Source organism: Mucilaginibacter pineti, assembly GCF_900101875.1.
In the GTDB taxonomy this organism is placed as follows: domain Bacteria; phylum Bacteroidota; class Bacteroidia; order Sphingobacteriales; family Sphingobacteriaceae; genus Mucilaginibacter; species Mucilaginibacter pineti.
This window is the reverse complement of sequence record NZ_FNAI01000005.1, coordinates 147,360-173,128: the sequence shown is the minus strand read 5'-3', so window position 1 is coordinate 173,128 and position 25,769 is coordinate 147,360. Positions and strand designations below refer to the sequence as shown.

26 protein-coding genes are annotated in these 25,769 nt (G+C 42.2%); 15 read left to right on the top strand and 11 right to left on the bottom strand.

Features of this window, described 5'->3' with window-relative positions:
- The first annotated feature begins 60 nt into the window (after positions 1 to 60).
- Positions 61 to 519, top strand: a complete 459-nt coding sequence (locus tag BLS59_RS13095) for a deoxycytidylate deaminase (protein ID WP_162842625.1) — start codon at positions 61 to 63, stop codon at positions 517 to 519.
- Positions 520 to 657: 138 nt separating this feature from the next.
- Here BLS59_RS13095 and cmk read toward each other — a convergent pair whose 3' ends face one another.
- Positions 658 to 1,329: a (d)CMP kinase gene (gene cmk, locus BLS59_RS13090; RefSeq protein WP_091149733.1), complete on the bottom strand. Its 672-nt coding sequence runs from the start codon at positions 1,327 to 1,329 to the stop codon at positions 658 to 660.
- A 183-nt stretch (positions 1,330 to 1,512) separates the two neighbouring features.
- Here cmk and arfB point away from each other — a divergent pair, with 183 nt between their 5' ends.
- A complete protein-coding gene (gene arfB, locus BLS59_RS13085) occupies positions 1,513 to 1,923 on the top strand; it encodes an alternative ribosome rescue aminoacyl-tRNA hydrolase ArfB (protein WP_091149732.1) in 411 nt (136 codons plus the stop codon).
- Positions 1,924 to 2,087: 164 nt separating this feature from the next.
- Here arfB and BLS59_RS13080 read toward each other — a convergent pair whose 3' ends face one another.
- Positions 2,088 to 3,035: a lipid A deacylase LpxR family protein gene (locus tag BLS59_RS13080; RefSeq protein WP_091149731.1), complete on the bottom strand. Its 948-nt coding sequence runs from the start codon at positions 3,033 to 3,035 to the stop codon at positions 2,088 to 2,090.
- Between the two features lie 110 nt (positions 3,036 to 3,145).
- A complete protein-coding gene (locus tag BLS59_RS13075; RefSeq protein WP_091149730.1) occupies positions 3,146 to 3,760 on the bottom strand; it encodes a hypothetical protein in 615 nt (204 codons plus the stop codon).
- A gap of 261 nt (positions 3,761 to 4,021) precedes the next feature.
- Here BLS59_RS13075 and BLS59_RS13070 point away from each other — a divergent pair, with 261 nt between their 5' ends.
- The gene (locus tag BLS59_RS13070; protein WP_091149729.1) at positions 4,022 to 5,488 is read left to right on the top strand and encodes a Vps62-related protein; all 1,467 of its coding nucleotides are present in this window, start codon (positions 4,022 to 4,024) and stop codon (positions 5,486 to 5,488) included.
- Positions 5,489 to 5,552: 64 nt separating this feature from the next.
- Here BLS59_RS13070 and lon read toward each other — a convergent pair whose 3' ends face one another.
- Positions 5,553 to 8,027, bottom strand: coding sequence for an endopeptidase La (lon, locus tag BLS59_RS13065; protein WP_091149728.1), 2,475 nt, complete (start codon positions 8,025 to 8,027; stop codon positions 5,553 to 5,555).
- Between the two features lie 400 nt (positions 8,028 to 8,427).
- Between lon and BLS59_RS13060 the strand changes: the two genes are divergently transcribed.
- Together BLS59_RS13060 and BLS59_RS13055 are read left to right on the top strand one after the other, a co-directional pair.
- Positions 8,428 to 9,036, top strand: a complete 609-nt coding sequence (locus BLS59_RS13060) for a tetratricopeptide repeat protein (protein WP_162842624.1) — start codon at positions 8,428 to 8,430, stop codon at positions 9,034 to 9,036.
- 53 nt (positions 9,037 to 9,089) lie between these two features.
- Positions 9,090 to 9,863, top strand: coding sequence for a ThuA domain-containing protein (locus BLS59_RS13055; protein WP_205411260.1), 774 nt, complete (start codon positions 9,090 to 9,092; stop codon positions 9,861 to 9,863).
- 9 nt (positions 9,864 to 9,872) lie between these two features.
- Here the strand turns inward: BLS59_RS13055 and BLS59_RS13050 are convergent, their stop codons facing one another.
- Together BLS59_RS13050 and BLS59_RS13045 are read right to left on the bottom strand one after the other, a co-directional pair.
- Positions 9,873 to 11,312 (bottom strand): DUF2142 domain-containing protein, encoded by a 1,440-nt coding sequence (locus BLS59_RS13050; protein WP_091149726.1) that lies wholly within the window; start codon positions 11,310 to 11,312, stop codon positions 9,873 to 9,875.
- Positions 11,313 to 11,514: 202 nt separating this feature from the next.
- On the bottom strand, positions 11,515 to 11,865 hold the full coding sequence (locus tag BLS59_RS13045) for a hypothetical protein (protein WP_091149725.1): 351 nt from the start codon (positions 11,863 to 11,865) through the stop codon (positions 11,515 to 11,517).
- A 323-nt stretch (positions 11,866 to 12,188) separates the two neighbouring features.
- On the opposite strand from BLS59_RS13045, the gene BLS59_RS13040 reads away from it, so the two are divergent.
- The 8 genes from BLS59_RS13040 (at position 12,189) to BLS59_RS13005 (ending at position 18,304) form a co-directional block, all read left to right on the top strand.
- Complete coding sequence (locus BLS59_RS13040) at positions 12,189 to 12,659, top strand: pyrophosphohydrolase domain-containing protein (RefSeq protein WP_240315229.1); 471 nt, start codon at positions 12,189 to 12,191, stop codon at positions 12,657 to 12,659.
- A gap of 23 nt (positions 12,660 to 12,682) precedes the next feature.
- Positions 12,683 to 13,651 (top strand): 23S rRNA (adenine(1618)-N(6))-methyltransferase RlmF, encoded by a 969-nt coding sequence (gene rlmF / locus BLS59_RS13035; protein WP_091149724.1) that lies wholly within the window; start codon positions 12,683 to 12,685, stop codon positions 13,649 to 13,651.
- Between the two features lie 43 nt (positions 13,652 to 13,694).
- Positions 13,695 to 14,372 (top strand): pseudouridine synthase, encoded by a 678-nt coding sequence (locus BLS59_RS13030; protein WP_091149723.1) that lies wholly within the window; start codon positions 13,695 to 13,697, stop codon positions 14,370 to 14,372.
- A gap of 44 nt (positions 14,373 to 14,416) precedes the next feature.
- The gene (locus BLS59_RS13025; RefSeq protein ID WP_091149722.1) at positions 14,417 to 14,713 is read left to right on the top strand and encodes a hypothetical protein; all 297 of its coding nucleotides are present in this window, start codon (positions 14,417 to 14,419) and stop codon (positions 14,711 to 14,713) included.
- Between the two features lie 86 nt (positions 14,714 to 14,799).
- Positions 14,800 to 16,101, top strand: a complete 1,302-nt coding sequence (locus BLS59_RS13020) for a DEAD/DEAH box helicase (RefSeq protein WP_091149721.1) — start codon at positions 14,800 to 14,802, stop codon at positions 16,099 to 16,101.
- Positions 16,102 to 16,116: 15 nt separating this feature from the next.
- Positions 16,117 to 16,368, top strand: a complete 252-nt coding sequence (locus BLS59_RS13015; protein ID WP_091149720.1) for a DUF1456 family protein — start codon at positions 16,117 to 16,119, stop codon at positions 16,366 to 16,368.
- A gap of 91 nt (positions 16,369 to 16,459) precedes the next feature.
- Positions 16,460 to 17,002, top strand: a complete 543-nt coding sequence (locus tag BLS59_RS13010; RefSeq protein ID WP_091149719.1) for an AAA family ATPase — start codon at positions 16,460 to 16,462, stop codon at positions 17,000 to 17,002.
- A 93-nt stretch (positions 17,003 to 17,095) separates the two neighbouring features.
- Positions 17,096 to 18,304: an alkaline phosphatase family protein gene (locus tag BLS59_RS13005; protein WP_091149718.1), complete on the top strand. Its 1,209-nt coding sequence runs from the start codon at positions 17,096 to 17,098 to the stop codon at positions 18,302 to 18,304.
- A 212-nt stretch (positions 18,305 to 18,516) separates the two neighbouring features.
- Here the strand turns inward: BLS59_RS13005 and BLS59_RS13000 are convergent, their stop codons facing one another.
- Positions 18,517 to 19,194, bottom strand: coding sequence for an outer membrane lipoprotein periplasmic chaperone LolA1 (locus BLS59_RS13000; RefSeq protein ID WP_091149918.1), 678 nt, complete (start codon positions 19,192 to 19,194; stop codon positions 18,517 to 18,519).
- A gap of 69 nt (positions 19,195 to 19,263) precedes the next feature.
- Complete coding sequence (locus BLS59_RS12995) at positions 19,264 to 21,837, bottom strand: FtsK/SpoIIIE family DNA translocase (protein WP_091149717.1); 2,574 nt, start codon at positions 21,835 to 21,837, stop codon at positions 19,264 to 19,266.
- Between the two features lie 251 nt (positions 21,838 to 22,088).
- Between BLS59_RS12995 and BLS59_RS12990 the strand changes: the two genes are divergently transcribed.
- Both BLS59_RS12990 and BLS59_RS12985 read left to right on the top strand, forming a co-directional pair.
- On the top strand, positions 22,089 to 22,736 hold the full coding sequence (locus BLS59_RS12990) for an ankyrin repeat domain-containing protein (RefSeq protein WP_091149716.1): 648 nt from the start codon (positions 22,089 to 22,091) through the stop codon (positions 22,734 to 22,736).
- A 75-nt stretch (positions 22,737 to 22,811) separates the two neighbouring features.
- Entirely contained in the window at positions 22,812 to 23,378 is a 567-nt protein-coding gene (locus BLS59_RS12985; RefSeq protein ID WP_143014126.1) for a tetratricopeptide repeat protein, read from the top strand.
- Positions 23,379 to 23,482: 104 nt separating this feature from the next.
- Here the strand turns inward: BLS59_RS12985 and BLS59_RS12980 are convergent, their stop codons facing one another.
- The 3 genes from BLS59_RS12980 to BLS59_RS12970 all read right to left on the bottom strand — a co-directional run bounded on the left by BLS59_RS12980 (position 23,483) and on the right by BLS59_RS12970 (position 25,745).
- Complete coding sequence (locus BLS59_RS12980) at positions 23,483 to 24,358, bottom strand: alpha/beta hydrolase (RefSeq protein WP_091149714.1); 876 nt, start codon at positions 24,356 to 24,358, stop codon at positions 23,483 to 23,485.
- Between the two features lie 91 nt (positions 24,359 to 24,449).
- The gene (locus BLS59_RS12975; protein ID WP_091149713.1) at positions 24,450 to 24,830 is read right to left on the bottom strand and encodes a hypothetical protein; all 381 of its coding nucleotides are present in this window, start codon (positions 24,828 to 24,830) and stop codon (positions 24,450 to 24,452) included.
- Positions 24,831 to 24,857: 27 nt separating this feature from the next.
- A complete protein-coding gene (locus tag BLS59_RS12970; protein ID WP_205411259.1) occupies positions 24,858 to 25,745 on the bottom strand; it encodes an alpha/beta hydrolase in 888 nt (295 codons plus the stop codon).
- Between the last annotated feature and the right edge of the window lie 24 nt (positions 25,746 to 25,769).

Below are 25,769 nucleotides of genomic sequence, written 5' to 3'. Positions count from 1 at the left end.
TAAGTCATTTAAAAATGAAGTAATGACCCAATGACGTTTAATGACCTAATGACTTAATATATGAAACCAAGTTTCGATCATATTTTCATGAACCTTGCCACTGATCTGGCCAAGCGTTCGCACTGCGTTAAGGCCCATGTAGGCGCTGTTTTAACGCGCGATACCCGTATTATATCTATCGGGTACAACGGACCGCCAGCGGGTACACATAACTGCGACGAGGAATGGCCTGAAACCGGCTGCGCACGCGATTCAAAGGGGAGCTGCTCCCTTGCCCTGCATGCCGAAGAGAATGCTATACTATACGCCGTAAAAAATGGTGCCCGGCTTGAAGGTGCAACACTTTACACAACGCTATCGCCGTGCATAGCCTGTGCACGACTTATTTTTTCGGCCGGTATAAAACAGGTTTATTTTGATAAATCATATGCCGAGTTTAAAGGCCTGGCAAGTGATGAAGGAGTTGATTTTTTGAACAGGTTTGGGGTTAATACAGTGAAGTTTGTTAATTTAGGTTAAAGGTAAAAGGCGAAAGGTAAAAGGTTTTTATATCGAGAGGCAAAGGTCAGATTTGCAATTACGCAATAACAATAAGCGATACTCTCATTTGATATTAAATAGGACAATACCTTTAACCTTTCGCCTTTTACCTTTAACCTAAAGAAATGGTTCCACCTTATCCAAGGCAAACTGTAATTGCTGTTCGGGGGTGAGGTTGGTATTGTCTAATATAATGGCGTCCGCGGCCCTTACCAGCGGGCTTTCCTCGCGGGTGGTATCCTGGTAGTCGCGATGGGCTATGTTCTCAAATATGTCTTCTAAAGTAATTTCGGGGTTTTTGTCGTGGATTTCTTTGTAGCGGCGTTCAGCACGTACTTTAGGATCGGCTGTCATGAATATTTTTACGTTAGCGGCAGGGAAAACCGTGGTGCCAATATCGCGGCCGTCCATCACAATGTTTTTGGAATACCCCATGCGCTGCTGCTGTTTTACCATCTCCTTACGCACTTCACGAATGGCCGATACTTCGCTCACTTTTTCGGAAACCGGCATTAAGCGGATTTCCTCAGATACCTCTTCGTCATTAAGGGTAATGTGCGTTTGGTAATCGCGCGAATGAAAGTTTAGGTGAATGTCTTTCAACGCTTCGGCAATTTGCTCGTGGTTGTTGGAATCAATATTATTACGCAGAAAGTATAAGGCAACAGCACGGTACATGGCGCCGCTATCCACATAAATAAAATGAAGTTTTTTGGCTAAAGCCTTGGCCAGTGTGCTTTTACCGCATGATGAATAACCATCAATTGCCACTACAATATTGTTGCTCATAAAGCCACTAAAATACAAATTTGGTTGTTGATTGAGTTGATTAAGTTGAATTTTGTCAGAATCAGAATTTTCAGAATTAAAGAATTTTCACAATTTCTAAAACATAAGGCTTCTTTTGCAATCCCGGCTAATGACTAATGACTAATGACTAATGACTAATGACTAAAAAGCTATCTTTGAAAAATGAACCTCACTAAGGCCGATCTTCAGAAAGAAATAACTTACAAAACCTCACGCAGTGGCGGCAAGGGCGGGCAAAATGTAAACAAGGTATCAAGCAAGGTAGAACTTTTGTTCGCGATGGAAACCTCCGCACTGTTTACCGATGAAGAGAAATTACTCCTTACTGAAAAACTCCGGAACCGTTTAAATAAAGATGGCTACATTCAGGTGATCTGCGATGAAGAGCGTAGCCAGTATCTTAACAAAGAAAAAGCGCCTGAAAGGCTGATAGGGCTTCTTACACGCGCTTTGCAAGTACAAAAAGTACGTAAGCCTACCAAGGTAAGCAAGGCTGCAAAGGCCGCCCGTTTAGATAGTAAAAAGAAACAATCGGTAAAAAAAGATAATAGGGCGAAGAATTACGAAGAGTAAATTTTTAGATGTGCGGATTGTCTGAACCTGGATTAAGCAGATTTATTAGATTATCGGATTTAGGGATTGCCCTGATTTTTCATTAATCGTGGTAATCTTTTAATCCCCTTAATCATGGTTCAGGCAAAATCATCTGCATATCTGCACATCTGAAATTTGCATATCTATTTAAACCTGTATACCCCTGTAATGCTGCCCCATTGATGTGAATGCACCATCTCCTTTACTTCGCGGGTATGAAAAATGGCTGCTATATCAAACGTAAAACGATCTGTAGTAAAAGCCAGGCCAAACTGCTGACTGAAAACCACCGGTTTTTTGCTCAGCGTTACTTCCATACTCGTGGTATCCTTGCTCCGGAAAAGGCTGCCTTGTATGGTAGCATCGTAAGCAACAACGTTTATTTGCGGTTTGTAGTAAAAGAATATTTCGTGCTTGTGCAATAACCCGTTTTGTGCTGTTGTGGTTACCGTACTTTGTGTACTTACCGAGTTAAACAGCTGGTTGAAATTTCCTAACCTTATCATAGTACCCAGACCAGCACCGGTAAAACCATTACCAAGGTTAGCGTAGCTGGTAAAGCTTGCATCAATCCACGAGGCCCTTACCAGCAGTTTATTGTACTCGGCGCCGAGGTTAAGTTGTACGTCGTTTCTGATTTGGTATTGCCAGCCGTTTAGTTTGTAAAAACCGAAAGTGTTATGTATTAGCTTTTGCACGGGCTGGCCGCCGGCAATGGGGCCATTCACGCCTATCTGGGCACTAAGTTTTAAATTGCTTTCGTTGGCATACAGCAAGTTCAGTGTCGAGCCAATGTAAGTGTAGGCGGCAAAAGGCCTGTCAACATAATCGGCATTGGGAACAAAGCCCGATTGCGCGTTGAACATTTTTTGCCCTATTTCAAAACCAAGCACTTTGTTTTGCAGGCCATTGTCGGCCTTTAAAGCTTTGCGGTAATAAAAAAAGATGCCATTGGTGTAATACCTGTCTGATCCCTGGCCCAGGAATGAATCGTTATCTGATTGTATGCCAAATTCATGACTATGGGTTTGGGCAAATAAGCCGATGCTGCCCAGCAGGCATATCAGCGTAAGGAATAGTTTATTTAACATTAAGGTTGCAAATAATTAGCCCACTAATATATAAAATCAGAATGATTTTCATAGTCGCTAAAAATTCAGGGATTTTATGTTAAAGGGTATACAAAAACTTACGTTATTAATTATTTAAAGGTATATCCAAAGCTTATACCGCCGGCAGCAATAATGCCTTCATCATAAAAAATGGGTACAAATGCAATCCTGAAATTAAAGCCTTTTTCTTCGGGCTGGTAACGGTAGCCAAGGGTGGCAGTACCTACAAAGCCGGTAACCCTGTCAAAAATAAAGTGCTTGCCTTTGTTATCTCCGTAGGAGTTTAAAAAAGTTGTACCGCCGCCTATCTCCAGTAAACTGGTGGTTTCGCCTATCAGGTAATTTACCTGTAACGGAATGGTGAAAACATTGTTACCGCCATCGGCAAAGTAACCTGCGCCCACCCGGTAACCCAGGCCATTGCGCTTTTCGCCAAAGCGTGTATCGTAATTAACGGTTAAAGCCAGGCCGGGACCGCCTATTTCAAAATACAGGTTTTGTGCCCTATCGCCGTATGATTGTTGCTGAACAATAACGGTGTCTTTTTTTACAGCTACGGCTTTAATAGTTGGTGTTGCTGCCTTTTTTTTAATGGCGATAGAATCCTGCCCATCCGGTGGTTCAACAATTTGTGCCGAGGCACTATAGGCCGATAAAATAAGTAAGGATAGGATAATAGTTTTAAGCGTAAAAAATTTCTTCATTCTTTAGGTTGGATTGAATTAAATATACAATTCAGGTCGTATTACGCTGATGGGATGCAAAAAGTTTCAAATACGGTGAAGTGAGGGTACAGGATTGCGGCATATGATGTAGCATTTATTCGTCAGTCTATGCTATTCACAACCGCGTTATATCACTATCGTCATAAATAAATAATAATTCTTCCATAAGTATTAAATTAATGTTTTGGTTAATATTTATTTATATGTTTTATATAATTTAGTAAAAATTAAATAATTTATATGAGTAGAAAAAATACAATCCAGAAACTCACGTTGTTTTTGCTTTTTACATTGGCGTTTGCCTGTAAAAAGTCGACCGAATTAAACGACGTGGTCGCAACATCTTCCAAGTCTAAATTAAAGACAGAAGGGATTACCGGAACCCAGATTTTAATTGTTCCGAATGTAAGAGCAGAAACCGGTCAGGTAAAAGAAAGTGGTTTCTCGTTTGAATGCAGCAACAATACCGTACTTACAGGACGCTATCATTCTGGCGACGAAAACGGTAAAACAGCCTATGAGTACGCCACATTAAAAGCTATAGACGCAGCTGGAAATCCGGTTGGCGGCGTTATCACGGTAGAAGATCAAAGATGGGAGGGTAATATCAAGGAATCAAACGGTACCTATAATGCCTCTGCGGGCAGGGTAATTGTAGGCAGAAGGCATTCTGGCGACGAGAACGGCCAAACAGCTTATAAAACCGGTGTGGTGAAGTATAATGGCCTGACAACCACCATAATTAACTATTCAACCTCGGGTAGTAATAAAGAATCAAAATGGAACTGGTTTAAAACAGACGGAACCCATGTTATTACTGGTCGCTCTCATTCTGGCGACGAGAATGGAAATACTTATTATTCGGTTGGCACAATAGCTTATAACACGGTTACAGTTCCGCCAAGCCGTTTCAGGATTGTGGTAAAGCTTAACCCTTCAGAAAGCTATTTCCCAATGAACCCTAATGATTTTATCAGGTTATCACGGTTCAGGAAACACAACATAGGCTCTTCTGATGATGGATGGAGTAAATCGCAAAACTTTTGGGTAAATGGTAACTCGCATGGTTTGGAGTACTATGATATTCCTGTAAATATTATTAACAGCTATTATATCCCTAACTCTACAAAAAACCTAAGGCCTCATGATAGCGACAGCTTTGGTGTTGGCGAAGTGTTCCTGGAGCCCGATGATAACCTGGTTGGCGACCGCGACCCTAATACCCGTGTACCCGTATTTCAGTATTCAACGGCCGATGGCAGCAAAAGACAATACTGGACATTTTATGGCTATGACCAGGCTTCGGTTGGAATAAGCTTTTCGCACCAGGGCGATTGGGAAAATGTTACCCTTAGCATTGTTAACAATAGCATTGCCGGCGCGTGGTTAAGCCAGCATAGCGATGATCCTTATTATGCTAAGGAGAATTTAATTATAACCGAAGCAAACGGTGTGCAAACCTTAACTGTTTACAGTGCAACAGGATCACACGCGTTTTATAATTATCCTGGTGATTATCATACCATTCTTGACCTCGACCACGCTGCCGACGGTGGTTACCAATGGGTTATTACCGATAATGTGCAGGATTTAAGCACCCAACCATGGAGGGATTATGCCGGTGCCTGGGGCGAAGTTGGTGAATTCGCCACTACAACAGGCCCGTTAGGTCCCTGGTATAAAAGACTTGGTTTTAACGGACATTGATAATAATTAACCTAAACTGATCTTATATAAACAAAAAAGGTGCCCTCGCAGGCACCTTTTTTGTTTAGTTCAATTCTTTTTTCTCTTCCTCTTTAACGGTAAGGTCCAGAGGGTCGCTTACTTTTTCGTCCAGCAGCGCCAGGGAAATTACCTCGCGCATATCGGTGATGTAGTGGAAGTTGAGATCCTTTATATAATCCTCTTTAATTTCAAGGATATCTTTCTGGTTGGATTTACACAGGATGATCTCCTGGATGTTGGCACGTTTTGCGGCCAGGATCTTTTCTTTTATCCCGCCAACGGCTAAAACGCGGCCACGCAACGTGATCTCGCCAGTCATGGCCAGGTTAGGTTTTACCTTACGTTGTGTAAATGCCGAAACCAAGGCAGTAAGCATGGTAATACCTGCCGATGGTCCATCCTTAGGGGTTGCCCCAGCCGGTACGTGCACATGTACATCCCACAGATCAAACAATTTTTGGTTTATATTAAAATAACCCGCATGTGCCCTTAAATAAGCAAGCGCAATAGTTACCGATTCCTTCATCACATCACCCAGACTGCCGGTAAGTGTTAAGCGCCCTTTGCCGGGGCTTAAACTGGCCTCTATGAACAGGATATCGCCGCCAACAGACGTCCAGGCCAAGCCTGTAACCACACCGGCAACATCATTTCCTTCGTATAAATCTTTATCGTATATAGGCGCACCTAAAATGCGCTCCACATCTTTTTTGTTTACTATGGGGCTGTAAGGTTCTTCCAGTGCAATGCTTTTGGCAACGCCGCGCACTACCGATCCTATCTTTTTCTCCAAAGCACGAACGCCGGATTCACGGGTGTAATCAACAATTACCTTTTCTATAACATCCGGTTTAAGGGTTACATCTTTCAGTTTTAAACCATGTGCCTCGCGTTGTTTGGGTACCAGGTGTTGTTTGGCTATCTCTACCTTTTCTTCAATAGTATAACCGTTCACCTCAATGATCTCCATCCTGTCTAATAAGGCAGGCTGTATGCTGCTTAATGAATTGGCGGTGGCTATGAACATTACGTTGCTCAGGTCAAAATCCATCTCCACATAGTGGTCATAAAAAGTGCTGTTCTGTTCCGGGTCAAGCACCTCTAACAATGCCGAAGATGGATCGCCACGGAAATCATTACCTACTTTATCTATCTCATCTAAAATGAAAACAGGGTTGGCAGCGCCGGCTTTTTTAACTGATTGTATAATACGACCAGGCATTGCACCAATATAAGTTTTACGGTGCCCACGGATCTCCGCCTCATCACGAATCCCGCCCAAGGCCATACGTACATACTTACGACCTAAAGCCTTGGCAATAGATTTACCCAATGATGTTTTACCAACTCCCGGAGGGCCTACCAAGCAAAGGATAGGGGCTTTCATATCGTGCTTTAATTTAAGCACAGCCAGGTATTCAATAATGCGTTGTTTTACCTTATCTAAACCAAAATGATCCTTATCCAACACCTTTTGGGCCCGTTTAAGATCGAAATTATCTTTTGTGAATTCGTTCCATGGCAAATCGAGCAGGAGCTCTAAATAATTTATCTGTACCGAGTAATCTGCCGCAGCAGGATTGGTACGGGCAAGTTTTTCCAGCTCTTTGGCAAAATGGTCTTTTACCTCTTTTGCCCATTTCTTTTTAACGGCGCGCTGACGCAGGCTGTCTATCTCCAGGTCGGGCGAGTTACCGCCTAATTCTTCCTGTATAGTTTTAAGCTGCTGATTTAAAAAGTAATCGCGTTGCTGTTTATCAAGGTCAACACGTACTTTGCTTTGGATCTGGTTTTTAAGCTCCAGCATCTGCAGGTCAAGCGTTAAATGTTCCAATACAAGATTGGCACGCTCGCGCAGGTTGGTAACTTCCAGCAGGCGTTGTTTGGCCGTCATATCGGCATTCATATTTGACGATATAAAGTTGATCAAAAATGAAGTACTCTCAATGTTGCGGATAGCTATACCGGCTTCGCTGGGTATATTGGGCGATAGCTGGATGATGTTCATGGCCATATCCTTTATAGACGATACCATCGCCTTAAATTCCTTGTCTTCTTTTGTCTTGGTTTCCTTAAAAGGTTCAACAGTGGCCTTTATGTAGGGTTCGCTTTGTACCTCATCCTTTAAAACAAAACGTTTTTTACCCTGGATGATAACGGTAGTGTTACCATCGGGCATTTGCAGCATTTTTATGATGAGTGCAATGGTGCCCACTTTGTTCAACTGCGAAAAATTAGGGTCTTCAATCCCCACATCCTGTTGCGAAACTACCCCAATCATACGGGCGCCTTTATTGGCATCGCGGATCAGTTTTATTGATTTATCCCTGCCAACAGTTATTGGAATAACCACTCCCGGAAACAAAACGGTATTACGCAACGGCAATATCGACAGTATTTCGGGCAGTTGTTCGTTGTTCATTTCCTCCTCATCTTCAGTAGACATTAAGGGGAAGAACTCCGAATCCTCGTTTATAACCGGTAGAGCGTTCTTGAAATCAAATGGATCGAAACTCATTAACTATATATTATGTGTAGAAAAAAACGTCAAGTTGTCAGCCTGTTTTATAGTAAAGCTGCTTAAATACGGGTAAAATGGTTGTTATTACTCGTGCCGTAGTATGTTTCAAGAGCTATGCCAAGTTATACTAATAATTGATAACAAGCAATTTGATGGCATAATGATTTGATTGCTTGGTAATTACAAATTTACGGCTTGTTTGTGAAATAAATAAAATTTGTTGATAAAGATGAAAAAAAGTCATAGTATCGCTTTGTAGATATAGGTGCTGGTTAAATATTTTTTAATAAAAGATTAAAATGGCATAATATTTTGATACAATGTTAGTTATTGTAGTACTATTTTGTTCATCATTAATCCCTGCATGAGGTTTTCGATCATCATATCCTTATTGATTATGTCGGCCGTAGAACCGGTGCTGGCCCAAAATGCCTATTTTAAACTTGGGCAACAGGCCGTTATGGATGGCGATTTCAGATCAGCAGTAGCACATCTGGAGAAAGCCTGCATAACCGATTCTACCAATGCCAATGCCTTGTGGATGCTGGGGTATTCTTATTACCATAGCGATAACTACAAAAAATCAATAACCGCTTACACAAAAGTAATTGCCATAAAACCTGCGGATGCTATGGCATACTATTATCGCGCACGCGCTAAAAGCTATTTGGGCAAAGATAACCAGGCTACACCTGCTGATAAGGAGCTTTACCTATTGGGGGCTATTGTTGATTTTACAAAAGCTATATCAATAAACAGTGACCCCAACGATAGCAAATACTACCAAAACAGGGGTATAGCATACCGCGAATATGGCATGTTCAAACTACAATCGAACACCCATTTCTATGATAAAGTTCGTGGTGTAAATGCGCTGAAAGCATCGGTTGTTGATCTGGAGAAAGTATTGAACGATAACCCTAATCGTAACGATATAGCCGTATTGATAGATCAATCAAAAGAAAAACTCATACAGGCCACATCTGCTACGGTGGCAAAACACTAAGTGTTAAAAAACTTCTTCTTTCCTTTGTATATTAGGCTCATTATTTACTAATTATGAGGCATATAACCTGTAGCAGAAAAATACTGCTGCTTATTTGCATGATATTTTTAACCTGCTTTAATCTTAAAGCCCAGTCCCGGCATTTTAAAATGCTTGCACTTTATGAAAACGGCGGGCACCACATTGAATTTTCTAAACGGGCAAAAATATGGCTGGATAAGCTTGCGCTTAAAAAAGGTTTTACTATTGACTATATCCAAAACACTGATAAAATAGATAGTTCTTTTTTAAGCCATTACCAGCTGTTTTTACAGCTCGATTATGTGCCCTATGGCTGGACAAGCAGAGCCATGAAAGCATTTGAAAAGTATATTGACGAAGGCCGGGGCGGATGGATAGGTTTTCATCATGCCACGCTATTGGGCGAATTTGATGGCTTTCATGAATGGCAATGGTTCTCAGGTTTTATGGGTGGTATTACTTATAAAGATTACATAGCCTCGTTTGCAAAAGGACAGGTTAACATAGAGGATAAGCAGCACCCGGTGATGAAGGGCGTGCCGGCGTCATTTACTATTCAGCAAGAGGAGTGGTATACGTATGATAAAAGCCCCCGGGCCAATGTGCGCGTGATTGCCAGTGTTGATGAATCAACCTACAACCCACAAGGTAATATCAAAATGGGCGATCACCCGGTGATATGGACCAATGAGCACGTTAAAGCCCGTAATATTTATATTTTCATGGGGCACTCGCCAAACCTGTTTAATAATAATGCATGGGCGCGGATTTTTAGTAACGCCATATTTTGGGCAGCAGGTAAATAGTCTTATTACTTATCTTAAATAATAGCGTTTTATATACCCATCTACCATATTAAGGGCAGTGAATATGGGGAAGGTTAATATCACTATAAAAAGAATACTTTTTAACCGTTGCATTTTTTTAAATATTACCGAACTACTTAATGCCAGCGCCAGAAATGGATATGCGGGGGTAAGGTACCGGCCTTGCATTCCGTCAAAGGAAGTGGCTCCGAGTTTTGTCCAGGTAACATATTGGGCTGTAAAAACGGCCGCGAACGTCATAACAAATGCAATGAAGAGTGCAATTCTTACCTTTAAATTGTCGTACCCCTTTAGCCCGGAGCTAACTATCAACCCGAAAAAAAGTGTTACGTAAGCAACAACGTAATAAAAATTGGAGAACTGCATATCAAGCCAGCCCAGCACGCCTACAAACATGCGCGAATAAAGATTTACTCCACGCAAGCTCCAGTTAAAGAATAAACCAATAAATTTAAACGGATGCTGAAGTATATAGGCTACCTGAAGTTTGGGGTTAAAGCCAAGTTCGGGCGGCGCAAACTTTACGGTAAATGCCGCATGATTAATTACAAGCCATGATGCCAGCACCACAATAGGTACCACTATGCTTATTATTTTTATTTTAGGGCTTAATTTTAAAAACAGCAGTACAAAACCTAAAAGTATATAAGGCGGTTTCGCTATGCCAATGATACTTATTAGTATGATGATAGCATAAGTCTGCCATTTGCTATAACTTTTATTTGCGTCAAATTCTACGTTATCAATAATGGCTGTAAGCAGAAAAGCGCAGCTGATCAGAAAAGGATCCTGACTTATTGATGCAAAAAGTGCAACCGTCATAGGGAAAAGCAGCACTATAAACAATAATACTTTACTGCGTTTAGCGAGGGTAAGCGCAAAAAAGCACATAGCTATGGAGAGTGCGCCATTGAGTACCCTTGATACATACAATGTATTTAGGATACTTAAATTAAGTAGTTTACCAACTGCCACACCCAGTGCAGGCATCATATATACCAAAGGCGGATAAATAGCCGTATTGCCAAAGTTTAAGTAGGTGATTCCTGTTCCCCATTTAACTGTTTGGCATTCCTTTACTTTTTCCAGATCAATCTTAGCATCCGTACTTTGTTGAGCTTTTGTAAATGCGGTTTCGGCTTCAAAAATGCCTTTGTCGGCAGAAAATCCTCCCCTGTCGGGATATGAAAATAATGGATTTCGTGCTAAGGAGTCGGCCCTGGATAATTTAGCAGTATCATATTTAAAACCAGGCGTCATAATACCCCTGGTTATCTGTTCCGCTCTTAAAAAGTGGTTAGGTTCATCGGGGTTTTGGTATGGTGGCGTTATGGTTGCAGCCATATAAACCATTGGGATGGCATATAGCAAATAAACATAATGCAGATGCTTGCGCAGATTTATGTATAAAGCTTCGAAATTAACCATATAAAAATAGCAGGATATAAAAACCGCGAAGCTAAGGATATTCGCTTACAACCTTGATGTTTATGGGTTTTTGCTTATTATTTAATACGCTGGCGTCACAAACGCTATGTGCCTGCTAAACACTGTGGCAGAGTTTAGCAATGTAAATTGTCCGTTTATGAGAAAAGACAATTTACATTTTAACCAGTTTCAAAAACTGTGGTTATTTTTCAACCACGATTGCTTCTTTCGCAACTGCAGGTTTCTTTGCGGTTGTAGCAGCGGCCGGCTTTTTCTCAGAAGCGGGTTTTGCAGGTGCTTTATCTGCAACGGGGGCCACCTGTTTTTTCTCTTTTGCAGGCTTTGCAATAGCTTCTTTATTGTCGCTTATTTTGGCGGCCAGTATTTTTGCCAAATTTTTAGCGGCTTTTTCTACAGCCTTATTAACCTTTTTGGCATCGGCTGTAAATTCGCTTACAATGGTTTTTAATTGCGTGGTAAGCTTATCGTTAAGTTGTTTTTTAAGTGCCTTACGGGCTTCTTTAGCAGCGGATTTGGTTTTATTATTTTTCATGTAAACGGTTGAGAGATTCGATAATTATTGAAATGGATATTTCGCTACAAAGGTAGGTTACTTTAAGGTGATATTAATATTATGTTTATGTTAACAATATACGCCAATGTTAAGTGATTATAAAGTTTTTTATCAAGGCATTTTATTCATCTTTAGTGGCTTACCAGAAATTTATCTTTTAACGATACAAAATAATAGATAGCCAGTTTTATAATTGTTGTGTTAATATCATCAATTAATTAAGTTTAGGTGAATTTAATGGTTAAAGCATTTGGGTTAATTGGTAACTTTGCAGCGCTTAATTATACAGCCTTTAAATTACCATGATTAAAGATTTAAATTCACTGAACCAGGTTGCAGAATTTCATACCACTTTTAAACATCCAATAATAGCTGCGCCACAAATTCCCTCAAAAGAACGCGCTCAATTGCGTATTGAATTGCTTAGCGAAGAACTGAAAGAACTGCAACAGGCTGTTAATGATAACAACCTTATTGAAATTGCCGATGCCCTTTGCGATCTGCAATATGTACTATCGGGCGCAGTATTGGAGTTTGGCCTGGGCCAAAAATTTAAGGAATTGTTTGATGAGGTACATCGCTCAAACATGAGCAAGGCTTGCAAAACTGTTGAAGAAGCTAATCAAACTATTGAACATTACCGTAATACAGCAAACGTTGAATCGCACTATAAAGAAATTGACGGGCTGTACCTGGTGTACCGCACTGCTGATAATAAAACATTAAAGTCTATCAATTACTCGCCTGCCGATTTGGGTAGTATTGTAGGATAAATTAGTATTTAACAAACAGTCTTTTGACAGAACAAACCCCAAACCAACCCGAAGTAAAGGCAACCATGCACGCGCGTAACAAGCACCGCATGGGTTACGATTTTAAGGCGCTTATAAAGGCAATGCCCAAGTTGCGCCCATTTGTTACCGTAAATAGGTACGAAAATGAAACCATAAACTTTGCCGATCCGGAAGCAGTAAAAATGCTGAATAAGGCTTTATTAAAGTTTCATTATGAAATTGGCTATTGGGATATTCCGGCCGATTATCTGTGTCCCCCTATTCCGGGCCGGGCAGATTACATTCATTACGTTGCCGATATCCTGGCATCGGTTAATGATAACATTGTGCCAAAGGGTAAAAAGGTATCGGTGCTGGATATTGGCGTAGGAGCTAATTGTATTTACCCTATTATTGGGAACCGCGAATACGGCTGGAGTTTTGTTGGTACCGATATTGATGCCGCCGCCATTGAATCGGCCCAGCATATTGTAAGCAATAATAGCAACCTCAAAAATGCCATTGAATTTCGCTTGCAAAAATTCAAGACAGATATTTTTTCGGGCATTATAAAGCCAGGTGAGCAGTTTGATATCACCATGTGTAACCCGCCTTTTCATGCTTCGGTAAAGGAGGCTACAGAAGGTTCGCGCCGTAAATGGGATAACCTGGGTGTAAAAACAGTTGTAGATCCGGTACTAAACTTCGGTGGCCAAAATACAGAGCTATGGTTCCCGGGTGGCGAGCTTAATTTTTTAAAGTTGATGGCTACTCAAAGCTTGCGCTTTGCTAAACAATGCCTTTGGTTTACCACGCTGGTATCTAAAAAAGAAAATCTGCGCGGTTTATATAATGCCTTGCAAAAGGCTGGTGCAAAGGATGTGCAAACCATCAATATGTCGCAAGGCCAAAAGGTAAGCCGCATCATGGCCTGGACATTTTTATCAAAAGAAGAGCAGGAGCAATGGAACCAAAAAAGGAAGGCAGTATAGGTTGTTTGATCCGCAATAACCTCGCGGTTTGTAATTTGTGCCGATGTTAGAGATCCTTTACCGCGATGAGCATCTTATAGCTATCAACAAGCCGCATGGTTTGTTGGTACACCGGTCGCCTATAGCGGCGGATGCTTCGGAATTTGCATTGCAAATCCTTCGCGACCAGATAGGCCAAAAGGTAAATCCTGTTCACCGTATCGACAGGAAAACCGGCGGCATCCTGCTGTTTGGTTTGAACAAGCCTGTTGAAATTGCTATGCAACAGCAATTTATGGAAAACCAAGTGCATAAAAAATACCTGGCCATTGTTCGCGGTCATACACCGGATAGCGCGGATATCGATTACCCGTTGAGAAAAGAGAACGGTACCCTGCAAGACGCGTTTACCAGTTATACCACCCTGAAACGGGCCGAACTTGATGTGCCGTTCGGCGGGCATTCAACTTCAAGATATTCCCTGGTAGAGGCTGTGCCAACTACCGGGCGCATGCACCAGCTACGCAAGCATTTTGCCCATGTTTTTCATCCTATTATTGGCGATCGTACACATGGTTGTAATAAACAGAACAAGTTGTTTACCGAAAAATGGGAAATGAATACCATGTTGCTGCACGCCTCGCACCTGTCGTTCACACATCCCGTTACTGGCGAGGCTATTACAATTAATGCCACCTTGCAGCCCGAGTTTAACCGGGTTATGCAGTTGATGGGCTGGTAAAACAAAATGGTTGTATAATTGTAGATAATGCAAATAATTGCGTTATGATAAAGTCGGCAGAATATAACTTATATACGCCAGAGGGTGATCGAGCCATCACCATTAAGCCCATCAATCAAACTATTCCTGGCGGTAATATGTACTCAACGGGCGTATTTCAACTGAGTGAGGGTGTAGTTGGTTTGGGCGATATTGTTTTTGACGATAATATGAATGAGTGGGAGTACAGCGGTATGGGCGACCTTACTCATCCTCAGGCCGAAGAAATAGCCCTTTTTATTAAAAACTACCGTGAACCCAATCCCGAAGACCGCAAGCTGGATGAGAACAGGATTGAGTAAAGCCTGATCAATCGATATTTCCCTTTTTCGTAACTTAATAACATAGAGGGTCGGGATGAGTCTTTTTACCTTATCTTTGCCCCACAATGATAAAGCAAGCGCTCGAAAACCTAAAAATAACCGCCCTTAACGAAATGCAGCAGGCTGCTATTAGCGCCGCCAAAAAAAGCGATGTAATACTGCTTTCGCCAACCGGCTCGGGTAAGACGCTTGGCTTCTTACTGCCTCTGCTTGAACTGTTAAATCCGGAGATTTCGACAGTGCAGGCGCTTATCATGGTGCCATCGCGCGAGTTGGCTTTGCAAATAGAACAGGTTTTCAGAACTATCGGCAGCGGTTTTAAGGTGAACTGTTGTTACGGTGGTCATGATGTGAAAATAGAGCGGAACAACCTGTCGCAACCACCTGCTGTATTGATAGGTACCCCTGGCCGCATTGCGCATCATTTGCGCAGGCATAGTTTTACTACGGATACCATAACCACACTTATACTGGATGAGTTTGATAAAGCCCTGGAATTTGGCTTTCAGGAAGATATGACGTTTATTATTAAACAGATGCCGGCTATCAGGAAGAGGATACTTACATCGGCCACTAAAATGCAGGAGATTCCTTCGTTTACGGGTATAGTAAGACCAACCCAGCTTGATTACCTTACCAATGCCGTAAGCAAACCCGATATCAAACAGAAAGCTGTAATAGCCGAAGCCGCCGATAAACTGGATGCGCTGTTTGCCCTTATCTGCAAAATAGGCGATAAAGCCACCCTCGTTTTCTGTAACCATCGCGAAGCCGTTGACCGTATCAGCGATCTGCTGTATGATCGTGGCTTACCGCACGATATTTTCCATGGCGGTATGGAGCAGGACGATAGGGAACGGGCTTTACTAAAATTCAGAAATGGCAGTCACCGTTTGCTGATCACTACTGATCTGGCATCCCGCGGGTTGGATATCCCGGAGATTGAGCACGTGGTACATTATCAGTTGCCACATAATGAAGAGCCCTACGTTCATCGAAATGGCCGTACGGCCAGGATGCACGCCAAAGGCACATCGTATCTGATGCTAACACCCGATGAAAAACCGACTTATCTAAAGGAAATACCGGAGGTTGAAGAATTGCCCGAAAATCCCAAGCTCCCGCCAATATCGCCCTGGGCTACCTTATACATTGCCGCCGGTAAAAAAGATAAAGTAAATAAGATTGATATAGTGGGCTTACTGCTTAAAAAGGGCGAACTGGCCAAAGAAGATGTAGGACTAATTGAGGTGCTTGACCATTCGTCTTATGCCGCTGTAAAACGTAATCGTATTGAGCGAGCGGTGCAGTTGATAAAAGGCGAAAAGATCAAGAACAAAAAAGTTAAAATAGATATTTCCATATAATTAAATACCAAGAGCATGAGCAATAATGATATCATGAAAAAGCTGCGGGTAGCTATGAAATTTACCGACGATGATATTATAAAAGTATTGGAACTGGTTAATTTCCGCATCACCAAAACCGAACTTGGTGCAATTTTCCGTGCCGATGATCACCCTAATTTTAAGCCATGCGGCGACCAGATCCTGCGGAATTTCCTCAATGGCTTAATTATTCACCAAAGAGGCCCCATGCCCGATAAAAGAGTTCCGAAGACAGAGGACAAATAAGTCATACCTTAAATAATAAATCTGATATAGCGAGAGATGCAAGATATTGCATCTCTACATAGAAGAAGATCGTCAGTAAATTCTTATCACCATGCGTATACATATTTTTGGAGCATCCGGCTCCGGAGTAACAACGTTGGGCAATGCCTTGGGTAAAAAACTCAATTACCCCTATTTTGATAGCGACGAGTTTTTTTGGATAACCACCAATCCGCCTTTTACCACCAGGCGTCCACCCGAAGAACGCAATCAACTGATCAATCAGCAAACAGCGCAGCACGATAACTGGATCCTGGGTGGCTCGGTTGTAAGCTGGGACAATAACTGGGATTTTGACCTGTCGGTATTTTTATACATTCCTCCTGCTATTAGATTAGAAAGGCTCCGGAAACGTGAGCTTGAACGTTACGGCGATGTGATATTCACCGATCCCGAACGCAAAATTACAACAGAAAAGTTTTTACAATGGGCGGCAAATTACGACGAGAATTTACACGCCGGTCGTAGCTTGCAAGTCCACCAAGCCTGGATCAAAAATCTTACAACACCTGTTTTAATAATTGAAGGCGATACTACTGTAGCGGAAAGGATAGCGGTCATTTTATCGAAGATCAATGAACTTGAGGACCAATAGTGCTATGTTAGGTTGAGGTTATCATTCTGTTAAATTCTTATTCCGACACCTTTCGCTAAGTTATTCATCGATAATTTCGGTGAAAAAATTGTCATGAGATATTCGGTTCGCTGTTTGGTAACAGCAGTTCTTTTATTGTTTTCGGAGCTTAATTACGCACAAGATCAAGCCGCGCAGTTTAACCATGGCAAGCGGGTGGTAATTATTATGATGGATGGATTTGGGATGAGTTATTTTAAGGACGCCCCTATGCCATATTTGAAAGCTATGATTGCCAAAGGCTTTTTTAAACAGGTTAACGCGCTGATGCCAACTGTTACCAACGCTAATAATACTTCCATATGTACCGGTACCTTCCCCGAGGTGAACGGTATTAGTGGCAATTTCTTTTTGAATGATAAGGGCGAAGAAGAGTATATGGAGGATAAACACCTGGTACTTGCGCCGACAATTTTTCAAAAGTTAAAAGCTTATAATATTAAATCGGCACTGGTATCCAGCAAAAAGAAAAGTACAACCCTGTTGCCCGAAGGTACAGACCTGGTGCTTTCTCCCGAAACTGCCGACAGTGCCTGGATAAGTAAGATAGGCAAGCCGGCAAGTATTTACAGTGCTGAGGTAAATTATTGGTCGATGCAGGCCGGTATTTATTTGCTGAAAAACCGGGAAGATATCCGCTGCCTGTATATTCACACTACCGATTATCCTATGCACACCTGGGCGCCAACGGATAGTAATTCTATAAATCACCTGGCCAATATTGATAATTATATCCACCAGATCAGCGAAGCCGCCCCTGATGCCACGATACTCATTACTGCAGATCATGATGTGAACCATAAAAGCCGTTGTGTGGATATCCAAAAAGCCTTACTGCTTCAAAACGTAAATATTAAGCTGGCGTTAAGCCCCGAGAAAGATAAATACCTGAAACATCACCGTGGGTTTGGCGGCGCGGCTTATGTTTATCTCAACAGCGCAAAAGACGTGCAGCAGGTTAAAAGCGCCTTATCTAAAATAAAAGGAATAGAAACCATACTTACCCGTGCCGGGGCCGCTAAAAAATATCATCTGCCCGTAACCCGCATCGGCGATCTGGTAGTACTTGGTGATTCCACAACAGTTTTTGGCGACTTGGAAAGTCAACCAGAGGAAGACCTTCCTGCAACTTACCGCAGTCATGGTTCAGTTTATGAAATAAAGGTGCCGCTCATCATCCTGAATGCCGTAAAACTACCGCCGGCATCGTATTTTAATTATAATAAGGACCTGGCAGCGTGGTTAATGGATAAGAAGTATTAGTAGATGATAGACTATTTGTTTGATGCGCAGTCGCTCGGCTTCTGCCGAGTGACGGTTATTAGGCAGCCTCCGGCCGGCTTACGGATCTGCTTTATCACGGCCGGAGGCCGTTAGATAGTAGTCACTCGGCAGGAGCCGAGCGATGGAGGGGTTTAAGAACAAAAAAGGCGATGAGTTTATTCATCGCCTTTTTTATTGAATATCATCGGTATTTACCGCAGATCAACAACTTCAACTCCCGGGTGGCCCTTGGCATCCCAGGCAAAAACGTTATCGGTTACTGGCGCATTTGGTGTAAAGCTTTTAACAGTGTAGTTGTATTTATTGCCGTTTTTATCAAACAACAAAGCGCTATAGATCTGTTTTTTTACCTTGTCTACCAGTAAACGAACCTTGAAAATGTTTTGTTTGGCATCTTCGGGGGTAAGGTCAATCACCTGGTATGCTTTGCCGGCAATTTTCTGTTCGCCGGTGTACAGGTATTTGTAACCGTGTTCGTAAATGGTGAAAATTTGTGAGGGGTTATTAATGCCTTCTCCACCCTTGGCAGCATCGCCTACTTGTACTTCCTTATCCTTTTTAAGGTAGGTCCACTGGGTTTTACCATCGCTTATAATTTCCTTGTCTACATCTTTGGCTGCGGCTGAACTGTATAGCGTAACCTTGTATTTGCCTGCTTTAGCTTTAGAAATTAAAGTGCCTGTTTGGGTTTCTTTAACGCCCGCCTGCGGATTATCAAGCGTAAAGCTAAAGTCGGTTTTAATAGCATCGTACGATTTGTATTTCTGGCTCACCTGGCTCAGTATAGCTTTTGCCTGCGCATCTTTTTGAGCAAAAGCAGCGGTGTATGAACTTAAAGTAAGAACGGTATATAATAATATCTTTTTCATTAGTGTTTTTTTCATCAACAACTATAATCATCAATAGTTATTGGTTAGAGCAATTAAATAATAATAGGTTTAATCTTTGGGTTTTTGAAGGGTTTCCAGGTAGCGTTCCAAGCTATACTCATCAGGGTAAAGTACGTCACGGGCTTTGCTGCCTTCAAACGAACCAACAATACCGGCGGCTTCCAACTGGTCAATGATCCTGCCGGCACGGTTGTAGCCAAGTTTCATTTTACGTTGAATAAGTGAAGTAGATCCCTGCTGATGCAGTACAATTAAACGGGCGGCATCTTCAAACATTGGGTCGCGGTCATCAGGGTCATAATCCTTGGCGCTGCTGGTTTCGCCTTCGCCAACGTATTCTGGCAGGAGCAGGGCCGATGGATAGCCTTTTTGCCCGCCTATAAAATCAGATATAGCTTCTACCTCAGGTGTATCTACAAACGCGCATTGTAAGCGTATCAGGTCGCTGCCGGTAGAGAACAGCATATCCCCGCGACCGATCAATTGATCTGCACCACCGGCATCTAATATGGTACGTGAATCAATTTTGGAGAGCACCCTAAACGCCAGCCTCGATGGGAAGTTGGCCTTAATTGTACCCGTAATAATATTAACAGATGGCCTTTGCGTTGCGATAACCAGGTGGATACCCACTGCACGGGCCAGTTGGGCAATACGGGCAATCGGTACCTCTACCTCTTTACCTGCGGTCATCATTAAATCGGCAAATTCATCAATTACCAGCACGATGAATGGCAGGTAACGGTGTTTTTCAGGGTCGCTTATTTTACGGTTAACAAATTTGGCATTATATTCTTTAAGGTTACGCACCTGTGCGTCTTTAAGGAGGTCATATCGTTGGTCCATTTCAATACAAAGAGAGTTAAGCGTATTGACCACTTTTTTGGTATCGGTGATAATAGCGTCCCCATCATCGGGCAGTTTGGCTAAAAAGTGCCTTTCTATTTTGCGGAACAGGGTAAGCTCTACCTTTTTAGGATCTACCAGTACAAATTTAAGCTCAGCAGGGTGTTTTTTGTAAAGCAAAGAAACCAATATGGCATTAATACCAACGGATTTACCCTGACCTGTAGCACCCGCCACCAGTAAGTGGGGCATCTTGGCCAAATCGGCAATGAACACCTCGTTAGATATGGTTTTACCTAAAGCAATAGGCAGATCCATGGTGGTGTTCTGGAATTTTTCTGTCGATAAGATAGAACGCATCGAAACCATTTCCGGGTTTTGATTTGGTACTTCTATACCGATGGTACCCTTCCCGGGCATTGGCGCAATGATACGGATCCCTAAAGCGGCCAGACTAAGTGCAATATCATCTTCGAGGTTTTTTATCTTGGAGATACGCACACCCGGGGCCGGTATAATTTCGTACAGCGTAACCGTTGGGCCAATGGTGGCTTTTATCTTATCGATCTCGATATTATAATGGTTCAGCGTTTCAACTATCTTGTTTTTGTTGGCTTCCAGTTCTTCGGCGTTAACGGAGATCTTGTTTGAGCCGTGGTTTTCCAACAGATCCAAGTGCGGGAATTTATAATTCGCCAGATCGAGCCTATGGTCATAAATACCAAACTGATTTACCAGTTCCTTCGCCTTAATATCATCGGCCTTTTCAACGCTTAACTCAGGCAGCGGGCGGTTCACGTCAATAGTAAGCGGAATTTCATCCTCCTCTTCGGGCTCGTGACGCGCGGTGTTATCCGGCGTTAAAACTACCGGCTCATGGTAAATTGGGGTTTGTATCAACGGCTGCTGTTTAAGCGGCTCGGGTTTTACAAAGTTTTCCTGCTGTGCGGCCAGGTTATTCTTTACGCGGTTGCCCCGCGGCCATTCAACAGGAAGCGATATCTCTTCATCCAGTAATTCAACAGGCTCGGGTACAACTTCATCAACCGAAACCTCCGCCACTGTTGTTTTATTACGTTTAGGGATTTTAAAATCGATATTGTAGGCTATCACCAATACAGCTAATGCTGCAAATACCAATACACCTGCCGTGCCCGCCGGCCCGATCTGTGCATCAAGCAGTTTATTGCCCCAATACCCAAAACCGCCTTCTAAATAATGCGGATAATCAATAATAAAGGCATGGACATAGCCAATGCCTATGGATAAAAAAACAATCCCGAAAAATGAATAACCAAGGGTTTTGGCTATTGAAAATAGTTTTACTTTAAACAACAGGCGATAACCAATCACAAAAAATATGAATATAAATATGAACGATGCTACGCCAAACCACTCATAAATGAACTGGTTGCTTAGCAATGCGCCAAATTTACCCATCGAGTTTTGGGCTTTTAATTCGGCTCCTGCTTCTGAAATTTCTTTGATGGTTTGACCTGTGGCCAGGTTGTGCCAGCCACCATTTGTTTTTGAAATATAACTTTGATCTTCTTGCCAGGTGAACAGATAGGAAGTAAATGCCACCAGGAAAAATATAGACAATAACAGTGAAAGCAAGCCCGCTATTTTCACAGCCCTGCCATCCACCATATCAAAGCTGGGCATCTTAGGCAACGACCTTTTACTAACCCGTTCCTTTTCAGCTTTACCCGATTGGCGGGGTTGATTATCGTCCTTAAAACTATTTGATTTAAACTGATTTCCTTTTACCGGCATCCTGATGTAACATCCTTTAGCTGCAAACTTACGTAAAATTTTACCTATGTAAACTTTGCAAAAACAACATATAAAATTAAAACTCTCGCACCAATCATTCCTAAAACAAGTAATTGACGAAATATAAAGTTAACAGATTATACAAATAGTTAGGTGGGTTTTTATTTTTTTAGTATTATTGAGAAACAAGCTTACATAAGGCTCCTTAAAGCCAATGCCTGATGTAGAAAAGCCTTGGTTCGTTATAAAAAATGAGTGTAGAAAAGCTGGAAGAATATATAACTACTGCCAATTTAGCCCAGTTGGAGGCCTTGCTTTTGCAAGATCCAAAACTTGCCACTACGCCCACCAGTCACCAGGTTTCGCCTATTATGCTTTCTTGTTATTATAAAAAACCAGAGGTTACCAATCTGCTGCTTAAACATGTAAACGAGATAAACATGTTTGAGGCCGCGGCGGCGGGTAAGCTTGAAGTAATAGCAAACCTGGTTTATGAACACCCCGATTCTTTAGACGAGCATGCACCCGATGGTTTTACAGCTTTGGGCCTGGCTTGCTATTTTGGGCACCATGATGTGGCCCGATACCTGGTACTTAAAGGGGCCAATGTTAATATACCATCAAACAATGGTTTCCAGGTGTATCCATTGCACTCGGCATGTGTGGGTAACTATACACAAATAGCGCGGATGCTCATCGATAACGGGTCGCTCATTAATATTAAACAGCAGGCCGGTGCAACACCATTGCATTCCGCTGCGCAAAACGGAAATCTGGAATTACTCATATTATTGCTGGAGCACGGTGCCGAAGTTAATACCCGCATGGAAGGTGGCAAACTACCCGCCGATTTAGCCCGTGAAAAGGGCTTTGAAGAAATAGCGGAGATTTTGGAATAAAGTTGAGTTGCTCAAATACTCCTATATTAAACTACCAGTTATTACGTTAAGAGGCTGAGCTTTATATTTGTTGCTATGCTTAAAAGAACATGCCTTTTGTTGTTGATGGTTGTCGTCGGTTTGCTGGCACAAGCACAAAATGCTGATAAGGTTTACGATCAATATCTCGACTTTAATCTTGCACGTCTACAAAACGAGCAGGATAAGGCAATGGATATTGGTGAAAAAATACTTCCTGATACGCTTAAACTTCCGCAGAAAGTCCGTATAAGTTATTATAATTCTATGGCCAAACTTTATGAGGATGGTGGCCAAAGTGTAAAAGCAATTGCATTTTATAAAATGGTAATTGCCGCTCAGCCTAATTATTACGTAGCCCATAGGGCATTAGGCTATTTGCTGATAAAGGGTATCGCAGATAAAGCACCTAATGCGGAAATTAAAGACGAAGCCGATATTGCCAAAGTTAAGAACGCTTTGCCTCACCTTGAAAAAGCCCAGGCTTGCGACCCGGATGATAATACGCTTATTCTTATTAAATCACTTTATCAAAATATAAAAGATGATAAAGTGCTTGATACTCTTCCCGCACGATTAGAGAAGCTGAAAAAGAATTGCGAAGATATTTTAAGTGATCAATAGTTTTTGGTATCACGTAGTTAGTATCAGATATCAATTACATAAAGCAGGAACAATACTCTTTTTTAATCTGCACATCTGAAATTTGCACACCTGAACATCTACCTTTATTTCTGCCTGAAGCTGTCGCCTATAAATTCCAGCGCGTTGGTGATGCCGGTACGCCAATAGGTCCAGGTGTGGGCGCCATCGCGGATGCGGAACTCATGCGGTACATTCTTTTCCATTAAAGCGATGTGCAACAGGGAATTGCCTTTGCTTAAGGCATCGTCATCGCCGCAGTCAATCCAGTAACGTACTTCGTTAAGTTCATCGGTTTGTTTGCTTTGTACCAACCCCAGAACCGAGTTGGCCTGCCACGTAGCATTAAGCCGTTCTTTACCTTTGAGATTAGGACCGAAAACTTTGCTGTATGCCTCTGCCCAGCGGGCATCGGTAACGCCTATGAAATCATCATCGGTACGTACGGCCGCGCTAAATGCCGCTGCTGCCGAAAACATATCGGGGTGTTTTATACTGTAAATAAGTGTACCGTAGCCCCCCATGGAAAGGCCCGCAACGGCGCGGTATTGTTTGCTGCTTTTAATACGGTAATCTTTTTCGATGGCTGGTATAAACTCTTTAAAAAAGAAGTCTTCGTAGCTTTGTTTCCTATCAAAAGCGTTGATGTACCAGGTAGTTTGCGCATCGGGCATTACAATGATCATGGGTGGTATGGTGCCGTCGGCAATGGCTTTGTCGGCATATCGGTTTACTTCTCCAAACTGTAGCCAACCTGTTTGGTCGTCGCCATAGCCATGCAGCAGGTATACAACCGGATAGCTTCGATTCGATGTTTCGTAATCAGGTGGGAGATAGATAGCGTATTTTACATTATGTTTTAAAATGTCGCTTTTGATGTTTTGCTCCTCCATTATTTTACCCGCAGGCTGCGCAAATACGCTGGCTGCCGATAGCAATAAACAAATAATTATATATTTCATTTTGGTATCAAGTAGTTAGTATCAAGTACGAGTTGTTGGCGATAGTGATTTTTCATCTGCACATCTGTAATCTAAAATCTGCACATCTTCATCATTCCACCACCCAGGGTTCTTCGCCGGTGAGGGCTATCTTTTCGTTTTGTGTATCTACCTTAAATTTCCAGGTGAGGGTATCACGTTTGTCTGAGTTGATGCCGGAGCATCCCCAAAAAAAATAAACAGCAAAGGCACACGTGAACTCGCCGGTAAGTTTTTCGGTGTTAAAGTGTGATCTTATTATTTCAAACTCATGCACTTCTGGCGAACCGCCCTCATCATAGTGATACGAGGCCAGACTTTTGCAAAAATCGGTATACACCTTGCCCGATCTATCTTCAAAAATGTTTTTAAAAAACTCATCGATCCAAATTTCTTCGGATATTAATGCTGTGAGTTTATCGCTGGTAACTGATAGTTCAAAATCTTTTGTCATAGCCCCAAAACAATTACTGATACAAGCCTATTTTTGACGGAAACTATCGCCTATGAACTGCAGCGCATTGATGATACCGGTGCGCCAGTACGTCCAGTTGTGGGCGCCGTCGCGTACGCGGTATTCATGCGGTACTTTCTTTTCCGTAAGTGCGATATGCAGCAGGCAATTTCCTTTGGTTAAAAAATCATCATCGCCGCAGTCAATCCAGTAACGTACGCTGCTCAGTTGGTCTGCGGTTTTGTTTTGAACCAGATCTAAAACAGAATTTGCCTGCCATGCTTTGCTCAGCCTGTCCTTACCTTTTAACCCACGGCCAAAAAGCTGACCGAAAACATTTTCATAATTTTCATCAGGTTGGCCAACCATTTGGTCGTCTGGGAGAACAGCAGCGCTCAGCGCCGCCGCAGCACTAAACAATTGCGGATATTTAATGGCGTAAATAAGTGTGCCATAACCACCCATTGACAGGCCGGCAACACCACGGTATTTCTTCTCGGTTTTTACACGATATGCCTTTTCAATGTGGGGTATAAATTCTTTGATAAAAAAGTCCTCGTACTTTTCCTTACCATCGTACGAGTTGATATACCAACTCGAATCGGCATTGGGCATCACGATGATCATTGGGGGGATAGTGCCATCGGCAATGGCTTTATCCGCAAAACGGTTCACTTCGCCATATTGCAGCCAGCCGGTATTATCGTCGGTGTAGCCATGCAGCAGGTAAACGATGGGATAGGTGCGATTAGCGGTTTCGTAATCAGACGGCAAGTATATGGTATACTTTACGTTGCGTTTTAAAATACTGCTTTTAACAGTTTGCTCTTCAATTACCTTGCCTTGTTGTTGGGCGTATGCAATATTTACGCATAGCATAAAGCAAAACAGCAGGCAATTTTTTAACATTTTCATAGGTTGACCGGTTTAGTTTTGGCG